Annotated in this window: 19 protein-coding genes and 2 tRNA genes; 8 read left to right on the top strand and 13 right to left on the bottom strand. The window is 70.2% G+C overall.

All coding sequences use genetic code 11. From position 1 onward, the window contains the following. Positions 1 to 35: 35 nt before the first annotated feature. Positions 36 to 521 carry an N-acetyltransferase family protein gene (locus ACTJI1_RS18450; protein ID WP_440743749.1) on the top strand — a complete coding sequence of 162 codons (486 nt, stop codon included), beginning with the start codon at positions 36 to 38 and terminating at the stop codon, positions 519 to 521. Next, positions 521 to 793 (top strand): hypothetical protein, encoded by a 273-nt coding sequence (locus ACTJI1_RS18445; RefSeq protein WP_310129015.1) that lies wholly within the window; start codon positions 521 to 523, stop codon positions 791 to 793. Before ACTJI1_RS18450 ends, ACTJI1_RS18445 begins: the two co-directional genes overlap by 1 nt. Before the next feature lie 19 nt (positions 794 to 812). Here ACTJI1_RS18445 and ACTJI1_RS18440 read toward each other — a convergent pair whose 3' ends face one another. Genes ACTJI1_RS18440 through ACTJI1_RS18430 form a run of 3 tightly spaced genes read right to left on the bottom strand, consistent with a single transcriptional unit; the run spans position 813 to position 2,997 of the window. Next, on the bottom strand, positions 813 to 998 hold the full coding sequence (locus ACTJI1_RS18440; protein ID WP_310129014.1) for a hypothetical protein: 186 nt from the start codon (positions 996 to 998) through the stop codon (positions 813 to 815). Further along, positions 995 to 2,269, bottom strand: a complete 1,275-nt coding sequence (locus tag ACTJI1_RS18435; protein ID WP_440743748.1) for an MFS transporter — start codon at positions 2,267 to 2,269, stop codon at positions 995 to 997. The genes ACTJI1_RS18440 and ACTJI1_RS18435 overlap by 4 nt, the downstream gene beginning before the upstream one ends. Beyond that, positions 2,269 to 2,997 (bottom strand): helix-turn-helix domain-containing protein, encoded by a 729-nt coding sequence (locus ACTJI1_RS18430; protein ID WP_440743747.1) that lies wholly within the window; start codon positions 2,995 to 2,997, stop codon positions 2,269 to 2,271. Before ACTJI1_RS18430 ends, ACTJI1_RS18435 begins: the two co-directional genes overlap by 1 nt. Before the next feature lie 108 nt (positions 2,998 to 3,105). On the opposite strand from ACTJI1_RS18430, the gene ACTJI1_RS18425 reads away from it, so the two are divergent. Then, positions 3,106 to 5,145 carry a M3 family metallopeptidase gene (locus ACTJI1_RS18425; RefSeq protein WP_440743746.1) on the top strand — a complete coding sequence of 680 codons (2,040 nt, stop codon included), beginning with the start codon at positions 3,106 to 3,108 and terminating at the stop codon, positions 5,143 to 5,145. A 57-nt stretch (positions 5,146 to 5,202) separates the two neighbouring features. Then, positions 5,203 to 6,504: an ion channel protein gene (locus ACTJI1_RS18420; protein ID WP_440743745.1), complete on the top strand. Its 1,302-nt coding sequence runs from the start codon at positions 5,203 to 5,205 to the stop codon at positions 6,502 to 6,504. On the opposite strand, the gene clpX is transcribed toward ACTJI1_RS18420, so the two are convergent. From clpX to ACTJI1_RS18385, 7 genes are all read right to left on the bottom strand, one after another. Further along, positions 6,461 to 7,735, bottom strand: coding sequence for an ATP-dependent Clp protease ATP-binding subunit ClpX (gene clpX, locus ACTJI1_RS18415; protein WP_440743744.1), 1,275 nt, complete (start codon positions 7,733 to 7,735; stop codon positions 6,461 to 6,463). The genes ACTJI1_RS18420 and clpX overlap by 44 nt on opposite strands. A gap of 133 nt (positions 7,736 to 7,868) precedes the next feature. Continuing rightward, positions 7,869 to 8,615, bottom strand: coding sequence for an AAA family ATPase (locus ACTJI1_RS18410; protein WP_440743743.1), 747 nt, complete (start codon positions 8,613 to 8,615; stop codon positions 7,869 to 7,871). 13 nt (positions 8,616 to 8,628) lie between these two features. Continuing rightward, on the bottom strand, positions 8,629 to 9,297 hold the full coding sequence (locus tag ACTJI1_RS18405; RefSeq protein WP_310129003.1) for an ATP-dependent Clp protease proteolytic subunit: 669 nt from the start codon (positions 9,295 to 9,297) through the stop codon (positions 8,629 to 8,631). Positions 9,298 to 9,326: 29 nt separating this feature from the next. Further along, positions 9,327 to 9,920 (bottom strand): ATP-dependent Clp protease proteolytic subunit, encoded by a 594-nt coding sequence (locus tag ACTJI1_RS18400; RefSeq protein WP_310129002.1) that lies wholly within the window; start codon positions 9,918 to 9,920, stop codon positions 9,327 to 9,329. Positions 9,921 to 10,031: 111 nt separating this feature from the next. Beyond that, a complete protein-coding gene (locus ACTJI1_RS18395) occupies positions 10,032 to 10,625 on the bottom strand; it encodes a tetratricopeptide repeat protein (protein WP_440743742.1) in 594 nt (197 codons plus the stop codon). 99 nt (positions 10,626 to 10,724) lie between these two features. Next, positions 10,725 to 12,143, bottom strand: a complete 1,419-nt coding sequence (tig, locus tag ACTJI1_RS18390) for a trigger factor (protein ID WP_440743741.1) — start codon at positions 12,141 to 12,143, stop codon at positions 10,725 to 10,727. A gap of 60 nt (positions 12,144 to 12,203) precedes the next feature. Beyond that, positions 12,204 to 12,278 (bottom strand) — tRNA-Pro (locus ACTJI1_RS18385). A gap of 119 nt (positions 12,279 to 12,397) precedes the next feature. Here ACTJI1_RS18385 and ACTJI1_RS18380 point away from each other — a divergent pair. Both ACTJI1_RS18380 and ACTJI1_RS18375 read left to right on the top strand, forming a co-directional pair. Continuing rightward, positions 12,398 to 12,468: transfer RNA gene (locus ACTJI1_RS18380), tRNA-Gly, on the top strand. Between the two features lie 126 nt (positions 12,469 to 12,594). Next, positions 12,595 to 13,266, top strand: coding sequence for a hypothetical protein (locus tag ACTJI1_RS18375; RefSeq protein WP_440743740.1), 672 nt, complete (start codon positions 12,595 to 12,597; stop codon positions 13,264 to 13,266). A gap of 3 nt (positions 13,267 to 13,269) precedes the next feature. Here ACTJI1_RS18375 and ACTJI1_RS18370 read toward each other — a convergent pair whose 3' ends face one another. The 3 genes from ACTJI1_RS18370 to ACTJI1_RS18360 are packed head-to-tail and all read right to left on the bottom strand — an operon-like array spanning position 13,270 to position 15,563. Then, the gene (locus tag ACTJI1_RS18370; protein WP_440743739.1) at positions 13,270 to 13,482 is read right to left on the bottom strand and encodes an Rv0909 family putative TA system antitoxin; all 213 of its coding nucleotides are present in this window, start codon (positions 13,480 to 13,482) and stop codon (positions 13,270 to 13,272) included. A gap of 15 nt (positions 13,483 to 13,497) precedes the next feature. Continuing rightward, positions 13,498 to 14,157 carry a response regulator transcription factor gene (locus tag ACTJI1_RS18365; RefSeq protein WP_440743738.1) on the bottom strand — a complete coding sequence of 220 codons (660 nt, stop codon included), beginning with the start codon at positions 14,155 to 14,157 and terminating at the stop codon, positions 13,498 to 13,500. Between the two features lie 26 nt (positions 14,158 to 14,183). After that, positions 14,184 to 15,563 (bottom strand): sensor histidine kinase, encoded by a 1,380-nt coding sequence (locus ACTJI1_RS18360; protein WP_440743737.1) that lies wholly within the window; start codon positions 15,561 to 15,563, stop codon positions 14,184 to 14,186. A 158-nt stretch (positions 15,564 to 15,721) separates the two neighbouring features. Here ACTJI1_RS18360 and ACTJI1_RS18355 point away from each other — a divergent pair, with 158 nt between their 5' ends. After that, the gene (locus ACTJI1_RS18355; protein ID WP_310128990.1) at positions 15,722 to 16,204 is read left to right on the top strand and encodes a Dps family protein; all 483 of its coding nucleotides are present in this window, start codon (positions 15,722 to 15,724) and stop codon (positions 16,202 to 16,204) included. A gap of 224 nt (positions 16,205 to 16,428) precedes the next feature. After that, positions 16,429 to 17,706: an alpha/beta hydrolase gene (locus tag ACTJI1_RS18350; RefSeq protein WP_440743736.1), complete on the top strand. Its 1,278-nt coding sequence runs from the start codon at positions 16,429 to 16,431 to the stop codon at positions 17,704 to 17,706. Positions 17,707 to 17,955 lie beyond the last annotated feature (249 nt).

The following is a 17,955-nucleotide window of genomic DNA, read 5'->3' as shown; positions in this document are numbered from 1 at the left end:
TCGCAGCCGGGCGCGAAACGCGAACGGAGGAATCCATGTCGATCGAGGTTCGACCGGTCAAGGACGGCGATTTCTTCGCCTGGCTCGACGTGTACGCGAAGTACGCGGAGTTCTACGACACCCAGCTGACCGACCAGAAGGCGCTCGTCCTGTGGTCGTGGCTGACGGCTCCCGAGCACGAGGAGAGCGGCTACGTCGCCGTCGACGGCGACCGCATCGTGGGCCTCGCCCACGTGCGCGAGTTCGCCCGTCCGCTGGAGGGCGACCGCGGCCTCTTCATCGACGACCTGTTCGTCGTCGAGGACGAGCGCACCAAGGGCGTCGGCAGCGCGCTGCTGCAGAAGGCGCGGTCGATCGCCGAGGAGCGCGGGCTCGGGGTCGTGCAGTGGATCACCGCCCACGACAACCAGACCGCCCAGCAGCTCTACGACTCGGTCGCGGAGCGCACCTCCTGGGTGACCTACGAGATCGACCTCGCCAAGGCGAACGCCACGGCCACGACCGAGGCGGGACGCGCCTGATGCAGCTCGGCACGCGCTGGGCCGTCGGCGAGGCGGCGCCCTCCTCCCTGCCCGAGGTCGTCGCCTACGCGGTGCAGACGGTCGAGGAGGAGCTCGTCGCCACCGATGTCGAGACCACCGGCTGGAGCTGGACGCTCACCTGGCTCGAGGGCAAGCCGGTCGTCTCGCTCGACGACGGCACCGAGATCCGCTACAACCCGCAGGAGGACTCGGCCACCATCACGCAGCAGATCGAGGCCGACGCGTCGGACTACGACGAGGACGAGGCCTAGCACCCTCGCGGCGACAGGGTCACCGCGGGAGCTGCGGCAGCATCCGGGCGGCGGTGTCGCGCGTGCCCTCGATGCGGGCGACACGCTCGGCGTGACGCAGATCGCGGGCGGGCGGACGGTCTCCCCAGGCGGTCAGCGCCCGGCCGAGGCGGACGGCGACGCGGTGGGTGAGCGGACGGTGCACGGGGACGAGGACGGCGGTCATGACGGTTGTCCTTCCGGAACGGGTTCGGCGGCGGGCGCCTGAGCGGACGCCGACAGGATGAGACGGGACGCGATGAGCGTCAGGACGACCACCAGCCCGCCGCCGATGACGAACGGCAGCCGGAGGTCGATGCGGGCGACGAAGCCGCCCAGGACGGTGGCGATCGGGGTGAGCCCCCACCCGATGGTGCGCACGATGCCGAGCGCACGCCCGAGCATGTCGCCGGGGATGACGGCCTGACGGAGCGCGCCCCACGGCACGTTCCAGACGGCCACGCCGAAGGCGCCGATCGCGTACGCGGCGATCGCGACGCCGACGTTCGCGGTGAGGCCGACGCCCAGGATGCCGACCCCGCTGACGAGGATGGCCCAGAACATCACCTGGCCCCGGCCGAAGCGGACGACGAAGCGGCTGGAGACGAGCGCTCCGACCAGGGCGCCGACGCCGATGGCCGCGGTGACCACGCCGATCAGGGCGGCCGGCACGCTGAAGGTCTGCAGCAGGAGCAGCACGACGCTGCCCTGCGCGAAGGCGAGCGCGGATGCGGTGATCGAGGTGAGCACGATCATCCAGCGCAGGAAGCGGTACTCCCAGAGGAAGCGGATGACGGCAGACAGCGGCGGGCGCTCGACGGCGGCTTCTCCCTCGACGCCCGCACGCGGTGCGGCATGGGCGGCGGCGGCCGGGATCGTCAGCGCGAGGAGACCCGCGATGAGGAACCCCGCCCCGGTGAGCCACACCGGCAGCACGATGGCCACGGCGAACAGGAACCCGGCGACCGGTGTCGCGATGAAGTTCTGGATGGTGATCTCGGCCGACTGCATCCGCCCGTTCGCGCGGTCCAGCTGATCGCGGGACACCAGCGCGGGCACCACGGTGGTCGTCGCGTTGTCGAAGACGGTCTCCCCCAGCCCGAATGCCAGCACGCAGGCGTAGAGCAGCCAGATGGTGAGGGCATCCGTCGTGATCAGCACGGCGAGCAGGGCGGCGACGGCGAAGCGGAGCGAGTTCGCGACGGCCATCGCGACCCGCCGGTCGACCCGGTCGAGCAGCATCCCGGCCGGGATGCCGAAGAGCAGCCACGGCAGGAACGTCACCGCGCTGACGCCGGCGATGAGCGCCGGGTCGCGGGTGAGCGTCGTGGCGATGAGCGGCACGGCGGTGCGCCCGAGACCGTCGGCGAGGTTGCTCGCGATGGCCGCGGTCCAGAGGCGGGCGAACCCGCGCCCCAGAGGAGCAACCGCCAGCGGAGATGCCGCCGTGCCGCTCATCAGCGCTCCTCCTGCTCCACGAGCGGGAAGGCGTTGAACTGGACCTGGACGCGCTTGCGCTCCGCCGGGGTCGCTCCGCCCTCGGCGGCGGCCGTCTCGGCCTCCGCCTCCTGCGCCTTCCACTTCTGCTTCAGCCGGTCCTGCAGCTCGTAGTACTCGCGGCCGAGCTCGGCGAGCTGCTCGCGCGTGAGCTCGAGGTGCGACGTCGAGAGCGTGCTCGACTCCATCCACTCGAACCCGAACGTGTCGAGGCCGCGCCGCAGGAAGGTGGAGAGACGGCGCTCGTTGTTCTGCTGCCAGCCGAGCGAGATCAGCTCGTTGGCCTCCCGGCCGGCCGGGGTGTCCAGCGTCTCCTGGGAGCCGATGGTGACGCCGCCCGGCGCCATGCGCCACCAGCGCTCGCGCCCGGAGCCGCGCTCGGTGTCCTCGACGATGATGTCGTGCTTGGCGAGCTGACGGAGGTGGTAGCTGGTCGCGCCGCTCGACTCCCCCAGGCGCTCCGCCAGCATGCTCGCGGTCGCGGGGCCGAAGTCGGAGAGCTCGTTCATGAGCTCCACCCGCAGGGGATGCGCGAGGGCGCGGAGTGCGGCCATGCCCAGCGCGTCCTCGTGGGGCCACCGACCGCCTGCTGCGCCGCCGACCGCGGGGGCCGCAGGGGCCGCAGGGGCCGCGGCCTCCGCAGCTTCCGCGGGCTCGCCGGGCTGTGCCGGCTGTTCCTCGTTCGTCATGTCACCCAGCGTAGAACAGCAAAGGTTTCTTTGCAAGCTTCTCTTTGCATTCATTCGTTTGCAACGAAACCTTTGCGGCATCCCTCAGCGCCTGTCTAGGCTGGGACCATGGCCGACACGTCGAACCCCTTCTTCTCACCCAGCACCCTGCCGTACGGGCTCCCGCCCTTCGCTGAGATCCGCGACGAGCACTACCGTCCCGCGTTCGAGCGCGGCTTCGCGGAGCAGCTGGCCGAAGTGGATGCGATCGTCGCGACCGACGACTCCCCCACCTTCGAGAACACAATGCTGCCGCTGGAGCGGTCGGGCCAGGTGCTGCAGCGCGTCGCGGAGGTGTTCTTCAACAAGAGCTCGTCGGACAGCACCGACTTCACCAACTCCCTCGAAGAGGAGATCGCGCCGCAGCTCGCCGCGCACAGCGACGCCATCCGGCTCAACCCGCGCCTGTACGAGCGCATCGCGGGCCTGCACGCGCGGCTCGACGAGCTGGGCCTGGATGCGGAGTCGCGCTACCTGGTCGAGCGCTACTACGCCGAGTTCACCCTGGCCGGCGCCGGGCTCGACGAGGCCGGAAAGGAGCGGCTCCGGGGGTACAACCAGCAGCTCTCCACCCTCACGACGCGGTTCGAGAAGAACCTCCTCGCCGACACGAACGACCTCGCCGTGGTGTTCGACACCGCCGAAGGGCTGGCCGGCCTCGGTGAGGGCGAGCTCTCCGCCGCCGCGCAGGCAGCGGCGGAGCGCGGGCTCGAGGGCAAGTACGTGGTGACCCTCGTGCTGCCGACAGGACACCCGTGGCTCGCCGACCTGACGAACCGCGCGTCCCGGGAGCGAATCATGGCGGCCTCGCGCTCGCGCGGCATCCGCGGCGGCGACAACGACAACCGCGACCTCGTGCTCGAGATCACCCGGCTGCGCGCCGAGCGTGCCCGCCTGCTCGGCTTCGACACGCACGCCGCCTACGTCACCGCGGACGAGACCGCCCGCACCCCGGAGGCCGTCGCCGACATGCTGGGGCGCCTCGCGCCCGCGGCCGCCCGCAACGCACGAGCGGAGCAGGCGGACCTGCAGCGCCAGCTGCCCGACGGCGAGACCGTGGAGGCGTGGGACTGGGCGCACCTCACCGGCAAGGTGCGCGCCGAGAAGTTCGACGTCGACTTCGCGGCGATGCGGCCCTACTTCGAGGCCGAGCGCGTGCTGCGCGACGGCGTCTTCTACGCCGCGACCCGTCTCTACGGCATCACCTTCACCGAGCGTCCGGACCTGGTGGCGTACCACCCGGAGGCGCGCGTCTTCGAGGTGCGCAACGAGGACGGCAGCGGCCTCGGGCTCTACATCCTCGACCTGTACACACGCGACTCCAAGCGCGGCGGTGCCTGGATGAACCCGCTGATCGCGCAGTCCGACCTGCTCGACACGCCCACAGTCGTCGTCAACAACCTCAACGTGCCGAAGCCCGCCGCCGGCGAGCCGACCCTGCTCACCTACGACGAGACGAACACCCTCTTCCACGAGTTCGGCCACGCGCTGCACGGCCTGTTCGCGCGCGTCACCTACCCGAAGTTCGCCGGCACCAACGTGTTCCGCGACTTCGTCGAGTTCCCCAGCCAGGTGAACGAGATGTGGATGCTGTGGCCCGAGGTGCTCGAGAACTACGCGGTGCACCACGTCACCGGCGAGCGGATGCCGCAGGAGCTCGTCGACCGGCTGCACGCCGCCGAGGGCTTCAACGAGGGCTTCGCGACCAGCGAGTACCTCGCGGCCGCGCTGCTCGACCAGGCGTGGCACCGGATCACCGCCGACGACGAGGTGACGGACGTCGCCGCGTTCGAGGCGGACGCCCTGGCCGCGGTCGGGCTCGACAACCCGGCCGTCCCTCCCCGCTACGCGAGCACCTACTTCGCCCACACGTTCTCGGGCGGGTACGACGCCGGGTACTACTCCTACATCTGGAGCGAAGTGCTGGACGCCGACACGGTGGAGTGGTTCCGCGAGAACGGCGGCCTGCTGCGCGAGAACGGCGACCGCTTCCGCAACCGTCTGCTCGGCGTCGGCGGGTCGAAGGACCCCCTGGAGGCGTACCGCGACTTCCGCGGCCGGGACGCCGAGATCGAGCCGCTGCTGAAGCGTCGCGGGCTGGACAACTGAGCCTAGCCCGCCTCACCGGCCACCCTCTACGCTGAGCGCAGTCGAGAGGGGGTGGCCATGACCGCCACGCAGCCGGAGCTCGCCGCGCCGTCGGTGCGCCAGCTCGTCCTCCTCAGCATCCCGGCCGTCGTGGTGGGCGTGGTCAGCGCCCTGGCCCTCTGGGCGATCGAAGCGCTGGCCGGCCTGATCGAGGACGGTGTGTGGACGAACCTGCCGAAGGCGCTCGGCATCGACCCGTCGTCGGGGTGGTGGATCTTCGCAGTCCTGACCGTGACCGGCGCCGCGGTGGGGCTGACCGTCTGGCTGGTCCCCGGTCATGCGGGCCCGGACTCGGCGACGACGGAGCTCGTCGCCCCTCCGCTGCGGCCCGCGGTGGTGCCGTCGCTGGCGCTGGCCGCCGTCCTGGGCCTCGCCGGTGGCGTCAGCCTGGGGCCGGAGAACCCGATCATCGCCATCAACATCAGCCTCATGGTGGCGCTGGTGGGCCGCCTGTGGAAGGCCGTCCCCCTGCAGCTGGTGCTGATGATGGCGGCTTCGGGCACCATCGGCGCCCTGTTCGGCACTCCCGTCGCCGCCGCCCTGGTCTTCACCGGGATGGTCGCGGCCATCAAGGGAGGCGGCGCGCTGTGGGACAAGCTGTTCCTGCCGCTGGTCGCCGCCGCCGCGGGGTCGCTGACGATGACGTTCCTCGCGCATCCGCACTTCGGCATCCCGATGCCCGCCTACACGACCGTCACCGGCTGGGATGTGCTCGCCGCCATCGTCCTCGGCGTCATCGCCACCGCGGTGGGGCTCGTCGGCGTGATCGTGTTCCCGATCGTCCACCGCGCCTTCCATGCGCTGCGGCACCCGCTGCTGATGACCCTGCTGGGCGGCGCCGTGCTCGGCGGCCTGGGCGCCCTCGGCGGCCCGATCACCCTGTTCAAGGGCCTGACGCAGATGGGACAGCTGGTGACCTCCCGCGCCGACTATTCGGCGGGACAGCTGGCGCTCATCGTCCTGGTCAAGCTCGCGGCCCTGCTGGTCGCGGCCGGCGCCGGGTTCCGCGGCGGCCGGATCTTCCCCGCCGTCTTCATCGGGGCGGCGATCGGCACGCTCGCGAACGCGCTAGTGCCGGGAATCCCGATTCAGATCGCGGTCGCCGCGGGCGTGATGGGGCTGACGCTGGCCGTCGCGCGGGACGGCTGGATCGCCATCTTCATCGGTGTCGCCGTCACGCAGAACCTGCTTATCCTGCCCATCCTGTGCCTGGCGATCCTTCCGGCCTGGCTGATGGTGTCGAAGGCTCCCGAGATGCTGATCAAGCAGCCGGTGCTTACGCCGACTTCTCCTCGCGCCGCGGGCGGTGCGGGACGATAGTCGGCGCCGCGTTCTCGAGCACCGCCTCCTTCGTCACGACCACACGAGCCACCTCGGAGCTGGACGGCACCTCGAACATGATCGGGCCGAGCACCTCCTCCATGATGGCGCGCAGACCGCGGGCGCCCGTCTTGCGGAGCACCGCGAGATCGGCGATGGCCTCCAGCGCCGCGTGGTCGAACTCCAGCTGCACGCCGTCGAGCTCGAACATGCGCTGATACTGCCGCACCAGCGCGTTCTTCGGCTCGGTGAGGATCTGCATCAGCGCATCCTGGTCGAGCGGCGTCACCGTGGTCACGACCGGGAGGCGCCCGATGAACTCGGGGATGAGCCCGAACTTGTGCAGGTCTTCCGGCAGCACCTCGCTGAAGAGGTTGATGTCGTCGCCCTTGGAGTGAAGCGGGGCGCCGAAGCCGATGCCCTTCTTGCCCGCACGCGAGGAGATGATCTCCTCCAGCCCGGCGAAGGCGCCGGCCACGATGAACAGCACGTTCGTCGTGTCGATCTGGATGAACTCCTGGTGCGGGTGCTTGCGGCCGCCCTGCGGCGGGACGGAGGCGACCGTGCCCTCGAGGATCTTCAGCAACGCCTGCTGCACGCCCTCGCCGGAGACGTCGCGCGTGATCGACGGGTTCTCGGCCTTGCGGGCGATCTTGTCGACCTCGTCGATGTAGATGATGCCCGTCTCGGCACGCTTGACGTCGTAGTCGGCGGCCTGGATGAGCTTCAGCAGGATGTTCTCGACGTCTTCACCGACGTAGCCGGCCTCCGTCAGCGCGGTGGCGTCGGCGACCGCGAACGGCACGTTGAGCCGGCGGGCCAGCGTCTGCGCGAGGTACGTCTTGCCGCAGCCGGTGGGGCCGATCAGCAGGATGTTCGACTTCGCGATCTCGACGTCGTCGATCGAGTCGGCGGAGGTGATGGTCGCCTTGGCGCGGACGCGCTTGTAGTGGTTGTAGACCGCGACGGCCAGAGCGCGCTTCGCCTGCTCCTGGCCGATGACGTACTCCTCGAGGAAGCCGAAGATCTCCTTCGGCTTGGGGAGGTCGAATTCGCTCGACGTCTCCTCGCCCGCCTCGGCGAGCCGCTCCTCGATGATCTCGTTGCAGAGCTCGACGCACTCGTCGCAGATGTACACGCCGGGACCGGCGATCAGCTGCTGGACCTGCTTCTGGCTCTTTCCACAGAAGGAACACTTGAGCAGATCGGCGCTTTCCCCGATGCGTGCCATCCCTCCCCCTCCTTCTTCGGGTGTCTTCTGTCGAGCCTAACCCGTGGAACCGACATTGGCGCGCATGTCGGACGTTTTGCGTCTCGCGGCGGTTCTGCCCACAGCAGATGCGTCTGCGGCGCCACCGCGTGGCTCAGAGCAGGTGGCGGAGGTAGCGGCCCGGCGCGTCGAGGAACGAGCGGTAGTGCTGGACGATCTCCAGGTCTTCGTAGGCGGTCTCGCGGATCCCCCACTCCCCCAGCTCCAGCAGGTGGGCGCCGGGCAGCGCCGCGAGGATCGGCGAGTGCGTCGCGCACAGCACCTGCGTGCCGCGCTTGGCCATCACATCAAGGTTCGCCAGCCACGCCAACGTCGACTGGAACGACAGCGCCGCCTCCGGCTCGTCCAGGCACACCAGCCCGGCGACGAACTGCGGGTGATTCAGGCGCGTGGCGAGGAGCGTGTTGAACGACTCCCCGTGGCTCATCTCGTGGAAGCGCGGGTCCGACGCCGTCGCCACGTCCTCGAAGTAGCTGTAGTAGCCGTGCATCGTCTCGGCGCGGAGGAAGAACCCCCATTTGGCGGCCCAGGGGGCGCGCTCCAGGAAGATCCAGTCGGAGAGGGGCGACTCGGTGGGGCGCGTGACGTGGCGCCCCTGGTTGCTGCCGCCCTCGGGCGGGAGACCGTACGCGACGGCGACCGCCTCCACGATGGTCGACTTGCCCGCGCCGTTCTCACCGACCAGCATCGTGACGCCCGCGGGGAGCTCGAGTCCCTCGTGGAGGAGCTGGCGCACCGCGGGGATGTCGGCGGGCCACGCATCCGGATCGTATGCGGCGTCGGCATACGCCCGGATACGGCGAACGGGACGATCGTCGAATCGATCGCCCCGTTCGCTCATGCAGCGAAGGCTACTACTTGACCAGCGCCGGCAGCGTCTTGCGGCTGGTGAGCACCTGGTCGATCAGGCCGTACTCGAGGGCCTCCTCCGCAGACAGGATCTTGTCGCGGTCGATGTCCTTGTTGACCTGCTCCACCGAGCGCTTGGAGTGCTTCGCGAGCGTCTCCTCCAGCCAGGTGCGCATGCGCATGATCTCGTTCGCCTGGATCTCGATGTCGGACGCCTGCCCCTGACCGGCCTCGCCCACGGCGGGCTGGTGGATCAGGATGCGCGCGTTCGGCAGCGCCAGGCGCTTGCCCGGGGTGCCGGCCGCGGTGAGCACGGCGGCGGCCGAGGCGGCCTGGCCGAGCACGACCGTCTGGATCTGCGGGCGGATGTACTGCATCGTGTCGTAGATCGCCGTCATCGCGGTGAACGAGCCACCGGGCGAGTTGATGTACATGACGATGTCGCGGTCCGGGTCCTGGCTCTCGAGCACGAGCAGCTGGGCCATGATGTCGTCCGCCGAGGCGTCGTCGACCTGCACGCCGAGGAAGATGATGCGGTCCTCGAAGAGCTTCGCGTACGGGTCCTGGCGCTTGTAGCCGTAGGCCGTGCGCTCCTCGAAGCTGGGGAGGATGTAGCGGGCGCCGGGGGCCTGCACGCCGCCCTGGGCGGCTCCGCCGAGCATGGGGATGTTCATTGACGTTGTCCTTGTCCTTCCGCGGTCGTTCAGTTCTTCTCCGGCTCGGTGCCGCCGCCGCCGGCGACGTCGAGCGCCGACTCGCGGATGTGGTCGACGAAGCCGTACTCCAGTGCCTGCTGCGCGGTGAACCAGCGGTCGCGGTCGCCGTCCTCGTTGATCTGCTCGACGGTCTTGCCGGTCGCGGCCGCGGTGATCTCGGCAAGGCGGTTCTTCATGTCGATGATCAGCTGAGCCTGCGTCTGGATGTCGCTCGCGGTGCCGCCGAAGCCGCCGTGCGGCTGGTGGAGCAGCACGCGTGCGTTCGGGGTGATGTACCGCTTGCCCTTGGTGCCCGCAGTGAGCAGCAGCTGGCCCATCGAGGCGGCCATGCCGATGCCGACGGTGACGATGTCGTTCGGGACGAACTGCATCGTGTCGTAGATGGCCATACCGGCGGTGATCGAACCGCCCGGGGAGTTGATGTAGAGGTAGATGTCCCGCTTCGGGTCCTCCGCGGCCAGGAGGAGCAGCTTCGCGGCGATCTCGTTCGCGTTCTCGTCCCGGACCTCGGAGCCGAGCCAGATGATGCGGTCCTTCAGCAGTCTGTCGAAAACGTTGGGCTGGATACCCATGTCGGCCATGTTCGCTCCATTTCCTTTGTCGCTTGGCATTGAATCTATCGGAGCGCCGAGCCGGTTTCCGTGCTGTTCGCCCTCGGCAGAGAGCGGTGTCGCGGCGGGTGGGCCGCGCGCCTAGTCGTCGTCAAGCGCGGCGGCGTAGGCGGTCACGGCGCGGCCGTAGCGCGGCAGGTGCGGAACGAGCGCCTCCAGCGCCTCGCGGAGGGCGTCGGCCGCCATCCCGTCGTCGAACAGCGCCAGCGCTGCGAACGCCCGGGCGGCGTCGGCGAGGGGATGCTCCGGCTCGGCCGCGAGGAAGTCGCGCAGCAGGGCCAGCGCCTCCGGCGACCGGTCGAGGTTGCGGAGCGTGCTGGCGAGCTGCACGATCGCCTGCCCGCGGTACGGCTCGGCGAGGCCGTGGGCGAGCGCCGCGCGGTAGAACGGCTCGGCGTCCGCCTCGAGGCCGGCGAAGTCGCGGGCGCTCGCGGACTCGAACAGCGCCTCCGGGTCGCTGGCGGGACGCTCGGCGACCAGGGCGTCGATCGCCGCGAGCGTCGCATCCTCCCCCGGGTCGTCGGCCGCCGCCCACACCGCATCCACCCGCTGCCGCCAGTCGTCCATCCGCGTCTCCTCCGTCTTGTCGCCGTGCCGGTGCCCGTGCCCGTGCCCGTGCCCGTGCCCGTGCCCATCGTGGCAGATCGCGGGCCGCGCATCCACGGGTCGCGACACGCCGTCATCGCCGGCCCTCAACGGCGTGTTGCGACTCCTGGATGCAGCGAAGCCGGGCCGCGCGGAGAGCGCGGGCCCGGCTTCGGGAGCGAGGGAGGCTTACTTGTCGTCGGCCTTCTTCTTGGTGGAGCGCTTCTTCGGCTTCTCCGCGGGAGCCTCCTCGGCGGCGGACTCCTCGGCGGGCGCCTCGTCGGCCGCGGGGGCCTCGTCGGAGGCTGCGGCGTCGTCGGACTCGTCGCCGTCGGCGATCGCGGTGAACTCGGCCAGGTCGACCGGCTTGCCGTTGCTGTCGACGACCTTCACCTTGCCGAGGATGATCGCGAGCGCCTTGTTGCGGGCGACCTCGCCGACCATCGACGGGATCTGGCCGTTCTCGCTGAGGATCTTCACGAACTCATTCGGGTCCATGCCGTACTGAGCGGCGCCCTGCACGAGGTACTGGGTGAGCTCGTCCTGGCTGACCTTGACGTCGTTCTCCTGCGCGACCTCGTCGAGGAGGATCTGCGTGCGGAAGGTCTTCTCGCTGGACTCCTTGACCTCGGCGCGGTGCACGTCGTCCTCGAGGCGGTTCTCCTGCTCCAGGTGACGGTGCACCTCGTCCTCGACGAGCTGCTCCGGGACGGGGATCTCGACCAGCTCGAGGAGCTTGTCGACCAGCTGGTCGCGGGCGGCCGTGCCCTGGCCGAACACCTTGGCGCGCTCGACCTGCGTGCGCAGGCTCTGGCGCAGCTCGCCGATGGTGTCGAACTCGCTGGCGATCTGGGCGAAGTCGTCGTCGGCCTCGGGGAGCTCGCGCTCCTTGACGGCGTTGAGCGTGACGGTGATCTGCGCGTTCTCGCCCTCGTGGTCGCCGCCCATGAGCGGGGCCTCGAAGGTGGTGGTCTCGCCGGCGGTCAGCGTGTCGAGCGCCTCGTCGATGCCATCGATGAGCTCGCCGGAGCCGATCTCGTACGAGATGTTGGCCGCGGTGTCGACCTCCTCGCCGCCGATCTCGGCGGTCAGGTCGATCTGCGCGAAGTCACCGGTCTTGGCGGGACGGTCGACGGTCACGAGCGTGCCGAAGCGGCTGCGGAGCCGGTCGAGCTCCTCCTCCACGTCGTCGACGCCCACCTCGGCCGCATCCACCGTGATGGTGATGTCGTCGAAGTCGGGCAGCTTCACCTCGGGGCGCACATCCACCTCGATGGTGAGGAGCAGGTCGCCCGAGAAGTCGCTCTCGTTCGGCCACTCGGTGATGTCGGCCTCCGGACGCCCGAGCGGGCGCACGTCGTTCTCCTCGATGGCACGGCGGTAGAACCCGTCGAGGCCCTCGTTGACCGCGTGCTCCAGGACGGCGGCCTTGCCGACCCGCTGGTCGATGATGGGCGGCGGCACCTTGCCCTTGCGGAAACCGGGGATGGTCACCTGCTCGGCGATGTGCTCGTACGCGTGCTTGATGGACGGCTGCAGCTCCTCCGGCGTCACCGAGATGGTGAGCTTGGTGCGGGTGGGGCTGAGCTTCTCGACCGTGGTCTTCACGATGTCTGGGTTCTCCTGAATGTTCGAACGGTGGTCTTCTCGCAAGGAACGAGGTCCTCGTCGGGGCGACAGGATTCGAACCTGCGACCTCCCGCTCCCAAAGCGGGCGCTCTAGCCAAGCTGAGCTACGCCCCGGCTTGAAGCGGTGCGAAAGACCGTGGTCGAGTCTACTGCACGCCCGCATCCCCCGCGTGTACTACGATGGTCTCCGGCCGTCGCGCAGAAGGCGGCCCGGTGCCGCAACCGCGGCGCTCGGGGATGTAGCTCAATGGTAGAGCCTCAGTCTTCCAAACTGATTACGCGGGTTCGATTCCCGTCATCCCCTCCGTTTTCGCCCGTCGGGCGTGTCTGCCGCCTTTCGTAACGTCTGCGGCCGCGCGAGCAGCCGCAATCGTGACGGAGCACCGCAGTCGCTGGTGCCAACGGCGCGCCGGCGCGGCACAATGCCGTCATGACGGCGACACCCCCGCCGGAGGACGGGCTCACGGATGCGCAGCGCAGCCTGCGTGCGCAGCTGCTCGCGACCGAGCACTGGGGGCTGCTCGCGTCGCGGTCGACGACGCAGAGCGAGGTGCTGACGCGGATCGCGATCTTCCTGACGCTCGTGTCGGCGGGACTGGTGACGCTCGGGTTCATCGGGCAGGCGAGCGGCTTCCGCGGGTGGTTCGGCGTGGCCGCGCTGGGGGTGCTGTTCGCGCTGGCGCTGCTCGGGCTCGTCACGGAGGTCCGGGCGTTCAACACGGCCAGCGAGGACCTGATGTACGTCGTCGCCATGAACCGGCTCCGGGCGGCGTACGTCGAACTCGACCCCGGGATCGAGCAGTTCCTGATGGCGTCGGCGCACGACGACGAGGCCGGGGCGCGGCTCACCTACCACTTCTTCTACCCGCGGGGGCCCACTCCGGTGCTCGGAAGCTCCATGATGATCATCACCATCGTGGAGGCGATCGTCGTCGGTCTCCTCGTCGGAGGGGCGTCGTGGGCGCTCGGCGCGCATCCGGTCGTCGCGGCTGTGCTCGGAAGCGTGGTCGGAGTCGCCGTGGTCGTGCTCTCGCTGCTGTGGGGCATGCGCACGTACCGGAAGGCGTTCGCGTCCTACCGGCCGCTGCGGCCCGGCGACTGACCGCTATTCGTTGCCGACGTGCTTGTCGGCCTGGTCGCGGGCGCCCTCGATCTTGTCGTCGTACTTGCCGCCCGTGACCTTCTTGGCGGCGCCGGCCACGCCGTCGAGCAGCTTGTCACTGACGCCTTCCGCCTGCTCGGAGCTGAGCGCGTCCTTGACCTTCGGGTCGTTCAGGAACTCCTGCGCCTTCTTGGTGAAGTCGTCGAATCCGGCCATGCGGCCATCCAACACTCAGTGCTGCAAGAAGGCCAGTACCGCGAGCACCCGGCGGTGGTCGTCGCCGGAGTCCTCCAGGCCCAGCTTCTGGAAGATCGACGTCACGTTCTTCTCGACCGCGCCGACGCCGACCACCATGCGGGCCGCGATCGCGGCATTGGTGCGGCCCTCGGCCATCAGCTCCAGCACCTCCCGCTCGCGCGGAGTGAGGGTGGCGAGCGGGTCCGTGCGCCGGGTCAGCAGCTCGCGCACCACCTGCGGGTCGAGCACCGTGCCGCCCGCCGCCACCCGGGAGACCGCATCCCGCAGCTCGTCGAGCGACGCGATCCGGTCCTTCAGCAGGTAGCCGGTGCCGCCCTCGCCGCCGGCCAGCAGCTCCTGCGCGTAGGTCCCCTCGACGTACTGCGACAGCAGCAGGACCGCGATCGAGGGATGCTCGCGCCGGATGCGCAGGGCCGCCCGCACGCCCTCGTCGCGGAACGTCGGGGGCATCCGCACATCCAGCACCGCCACATCCGGCATCAGGTCGGGCACCGCCTCCAGCAGCGTGTCCGCGTCGCCGAACGCGCCGACGGTGTCGAACCCGGCCTCGTCGAAGAGCCGGATCAGACCCTCGCGGAGGAGGACGGAGTCGTCCGCGACGACCACACGGAGGGGGACGGATTCGCTCGGCACGCCCCCAGCCTAGAGCGCGGCCGGAGTCAGGCGAGCGGGATGCGCGCCCCGATCCGGGTGGGCCCGCCGGCCGGGCTGTCGACGACCAGCTCGCCGCGCAGACCGCGGACCCGCTCCTCCAGTCCGCGGAGCCCGTGGCCCTCGACCGGCGACGCGCCGCCTCGGCCGTTGTCGGTCAGCCAGACGCTCAGCCAGGCGGCGCCCGACGCATCCACCGACCGATCCAGGAACAGCCGGGCCGCCTGCGCGCCCGAGTGCTTGGCCAGGTTCGCTGCGAGCTCCGCCAGCACATAATAGGCGTTCCGCTCGATCTCGGGGCTGAACCGCTCCCCCGGCTGCAGCGACGACTCGACGGTCATCGGGATGGGGCTGCGCGCGGCCAGCGACTCGGCGGCGGCCACGAGGCCCCTGTCCTGCAGGATGGGCGGGGCGAACCCGCGCGACAGGGCCCGGAGCTCCTCGAGGGTGTCGCCCGCCTGCTGCCGCGCCTCCGCGAGCAGCGTGGCGGCGGCCTCCGGGTCGTCGGCCAGCTTGCGCTCGGCGGCGGCGATGTCCATCTGCAGCCGGATCAGGCGCTGCTGCGGGCCGTCGTGCAGGTCGCGCTCGAGGCGGCGCAGGGCCTGGTCCTCGGCGGCGACGGCGGCGCCCCGGGAGGCGGACAGGTCGGCGACCTCGCGCTGCAGCGCCTCCGACGGCCACCGGCCGAGCAGTCCGCGCGCCACGGCCTCGTGCGCCAGGGTCAGCCCGCGGGTCACGAACGGCAGGGTCACGGCGAACACGATGCCGGCGATCACGTAGAGGATGCGGTCGCCCACCGTCGGGTCGAACGTCGAGTGCGTGCGGAACACCGCGTCCACGACGGTCTGCGACAGGAAGAAGGAGCGGTCGCCCTGCGGGATGAACGGCTCCCAGATCCACCCGGTCAGCCCGCCGAGAGCGACCGACACCCACACGATCGTCAGCGACCAGGAGACGATGCTCACGATCGGGTTGATCAGGATGCCGTGCAGCAGGTAGAGCCAGTAGTGGCCGTTGGCGAAGGGGCCGAAGACGGAGCGCACGAACGTGCGGGGCGTGCCGGGCTTCTCCCAGACCGGGCGCGGGATGGACGGCCGGCCCGCCCAGTCCAGGCGGGTCAGCTCGACCACGCCGAAACCGCGCGCGGTGTAGAAGGCGGCGACGATGAGGAAGAAGCCGACGTAGATGACGATGGTGCCGACGCCCGTCCAGAACAGCGACATGAGCACGGAGAGCCCGATGATCGCGATCGGCATGGTCAGCACCAGGAAGCCGAGCTCGCGCGGCACGCCCCGCCACAGCGAGCCGTAGTTCGCTCGGGCGGGACGGGGCTGGGTGGGTGTCACAGCATCCAGCGTGGCAGAGACGGGGGCGGGTTCAGTGGACATGACCTCAGCCTCGCGGGATCGGCGCGCTCACCCCATCCCGGGCGCCTCCGGAACCGTTCGGGGGTTAACCCGACCTCAGTAAGCGCAGCCTTGGCTTCGTTGTCGGAATTCCGTCGGCTCGCTAGCGTTCATGACAGGCAGAAGAAAGGACGCCACCCATGACGGACATCGCCGCAACCCAGAGTGTCTCGAACCCCGACGTCGCGGCCGGAGTCGCGCAGTTCCTCACCCCTGTCGTCATCGACCTGACCGCGATCGTGGTCAACGGCAAGCAGGCGCACTGGCACGTGCGCGGCGCCAACTTCATCGGCGTGCACGAGCTGCTCGACACGATCGTCGACCACGCGCAGGAGTGGGCCGACCTCGCCGCGGAGCGCATCGTCGCCCTCGGCCTCCCCGTCGACGCACGCCTCGGCACCGTGGCCGCGAAGACCACCACGGGCGAGCTCACCGCGGGCTTCCGCCCGTCGAACGAGACCATCGCCGAGGTCATCGCCCAGCTCGACGCCGCCCTCGCCGCCGTGAACACGGCCGTGCGCGAGCTCGCGGAGCTCGACCAGACCAGCCAGGACGTCGCGATCGAGATCGCCCGCGGGCTCGACAAGGACCGCTGGTTCCTGTTCGCCCACATCAGCGAGTAGTCGCGCTTCGGCAGGGGCCGTCCGCGGAAGCGGGCGGCCCTTCGTCGTTCGTGGGGCGGTCCGGTGCGCCCCTCGTGGCGTCGCTCGCGCGGCGACGATTTGTGCCAAATCGTGGTTATGGCGGCGCCAGAACCGAGATTTGGCACAAATCGTGGGCGGGGTGGGCGCCCGTCACGCCCGCCGGGTCATGGACACGCGGAGCACGGCAGCACTACGCTCGCGCCATGATGCGCCGGGTGCTCGTCGCGGGAGGCCTGGTCGCCGTCGCACTGATCGGCCTGCTCGTCGCTCCCGCCGCCGGCGCCGCGCCCATCACCACCTTCGACGTGCTGAAGGCGATGAACGACGAGCAGCAGGAGGCGTACCTCCAGAAGCATCCGGAACTGCTCATCCGGCTCGCCAACACCGACCCCGACGCCGTTCACGACGACTGGGCGTCGCTGGATGCGGCCGATCGTGAGGATGCGGTGGAGACGATCCCCGAGATCATCGGCAACCTCGACGGCGTCGACTACCGTGACCGGGACCGCGCCAACCGCCGGGCCCTGCGGCAGGCGATCGCGAAGGCGGAGCGGCAGGTCCGCGCGCATCCCGACGACGAGCTGACGAAACGGGTGCTCGGGGCGTTGACGGCCATCCAGAAGACCCTCAAGGGGAAGCGCACGCCCGCGCGGCACCTCATCACCCTGAGCCTCGACCGACCGCCGCTCGCCGCCATCGCGCTGGGCGACCTGGACAAGGCGTCCGAGATCACGTTCGTGGTGCCCGGGATGGGCACGTACACCGACGACATGCAGCTGTGGACGCAGTCGGCCCAGAACCTGTACGACGAGCAGGGCGAGGTGGGCGCATCCAAACGGCGGGCGGTCGTGTCATGGATCGGGTACGTCACTCCCCCACCCGGGCTGGATGCGGCGCTCGGCGACTACGCCGCCCGCGGCGCTCCCCTGCTCACCGACGACCTGCGCGGCGTCAACGCAGTGCGCGTCACGAGCCCGCCGCGCTCGCTCAACGTGGTGGCGCACTCGTACGGGACGACGACCAGCGCCAACGCCCTCGCCGACGCGTCGGACCTCGGCGTGTACGCTTTCGTGATGCTCGGGTCCGCGGGCATCGAGAGCCGCATCCCGAACGCCGCCGCGCTGCACACGCGGCACAGCTACGCCGGCGAGGCCGACGCGGACGGCGAGGCGCGCTTCGGGCGCATCACCCGCCGCGACCCGCGCTCGCCCTCGTTCGGCGCGACGGTCATCAGCGTCGACGGAGACGAGGAGGCCGACCTGCTGCCGGTCACCGGTCACGCGCCGGTGCTGCACTCGCCGTGGAACGACGACCCGCTGTCGTCGGCGTGGTCGGGCATCACCGACACGGTCCTGTTCGAGAAGAAGTACGCCGAGCACCTCGCCCACTACGGCTACCTGGACGCCTACACGGAGTCGCTGCGCAACACGGCCGTGGCGACGACGCCGGGCGCGGACCGGCTGCTGCTGCGCGGGCACTGAGGCGGCGGCTGGCGGCGTCGCGCGAGGGCGGAGATTTGTGCCAAATCGCGGTTATAGCGCCGCGAAAACCACGATTTGGCACAAATCGTGAAGAACGGGGACCGTCGAGGTGGCGTGCGCTGGGATCGCGTGGCGGAGGCAAGCGCGAGATTTGTGCCAAATCGCGGTTTTGACGACGTCAGAACCACGATTTGGCACAAATCGTGCCCAACCCGCGAGGCGTCAGCGTGAGAGCGGCGCGGCGTCCCG

The organism is Leifsonia sp. 22587 (assembly GCF_052044215.1).
In the GTDB taxonomy this organism is placed as follows: domain Bacteria; phylum Actinomycetota; class Actinomycetes; order Actinomycetales; family Microbacteriaceae; genus Leifsonia; species Leifsonia shinshuensis_C.
This window is presented reverse-complemented; position numbering and strand designations above follow the sequence as displayed.

Bases quoted from the DNA above. Each gene is read 5' to 3' on its own strand.
- ACTJI1_RS18355 (WP_310128990.1), top strand. From the start codon at position 15,722: ATGACGGACATCGCCGCAACCCAGAGTGTCTCGAACCCCGACGTCGCG.
- ACTJI1_RS18410 (WP_440743743.1), bottom strand. From the start codon at position 8,615: ATGAGCGAACGGGGCGATCGATTCGACGATCGTCCCGTTCGCCGTATC.
- ACTJI1_RS18440 (WP_310129014.1), bottom strand. From the start codon at position 998: ATGACCGCCGTCCTCGTCCCCGTGCACCGTCCGCTCACCCACCGCGTC.
- ACTJI1_RS18450 (WP_440743749.1), top strand. From the start codon at position 36: ATGTCGATCGAGGTTCGACCGGTCAAGGACGGCGATTTCTTCGCCTGG.
- ACTJI1_RS18430 (WP_440743747.1), bottom strand. From the start codon at position 2,997: ATGACGAACGAGGAACAGCCGGCACAGCCCGGCGAGCCCGCGGAAGCT.
- ACTJI1_RS18375 (WP_440743740.1), top strand. From the start codon at position 12,595: ATGACGGCGACACCCCCGCCGGAGGACGGGCTCACGGATGCGCAGCGC.
- ACTJI1_RS18360 (WP_440743737.1), bottom strand. From the start codon at position 15,563: ATGTCCACTGAACCCGCCCCCGTCTCTGCCACGCTGGATGCTGTGACA.
- clpX (WP_440743744.1), bottom strand. From the start codon at position 7,735: ATGGCACGCATCGGGGAAAGCGCCGATCTGCTCAAGTGTTCCTTCTGT.
- ACTJI1_RS18420 (WP_440743745.1), top strand. From the start codon at position 5,203: ATGACCGCCACGCAGCCGGAGCTCGCCGCGCCGTCGGTGCGCCAGCTC.
- ACTJI1_RS18445 (WP_310129015.1), top strand. From the start codon at position 521: ATGCAGCTCGGCACGCGCTGGGCCGTCGGCGAGGCGGCGCCCTCCTCC.
- ACTJI1_RS18350 (WP_440743736.1), top strand. From the start codon at position 16,429: ATGATGCGCCGGGTGCTCGTCGCGGGAGGCCTGGTCGCCGTCGCACTG.
- ACTJI1_RS18400 (WP_310129002.1), bottom strand. From the start codon at position 9,920: ATGGCCGACATGGGTATCCAGCCCAACGTTTTCGACAGACTGCTGAAG.
- ACTJI1_RS18405 (WP_310129003.1), bottom strand. From the start codon at position 9,297: ATGAACATCCCCATGCTCGGCGGAGCCGCCCAGGGCGGCGTGCAGGCC.
- ACTJI1_RS18435 (WP_440743748.1), bottom strand. From the start codon at position 2,269: ATGAGCGGCACGGCGGCATCTCCGCTGGCGGTTGCTCCTCTGGGGCGC.
- ACTJI1_RS18425 (WP_440743746.1), top strand. From the start codon at position 3,106: ATGGCCGACACGTCGAACCCCTTCTTCTCACCCAGCACCCTGCCGTAC.
- ACTJI1_RS18370 (WP_440743739.1), bottom strand. From the start codon at position 13,482: ATGGCCGGATTCGACGACTTCACCAAGAAGGCGCAGGAGTTCCTGAAC.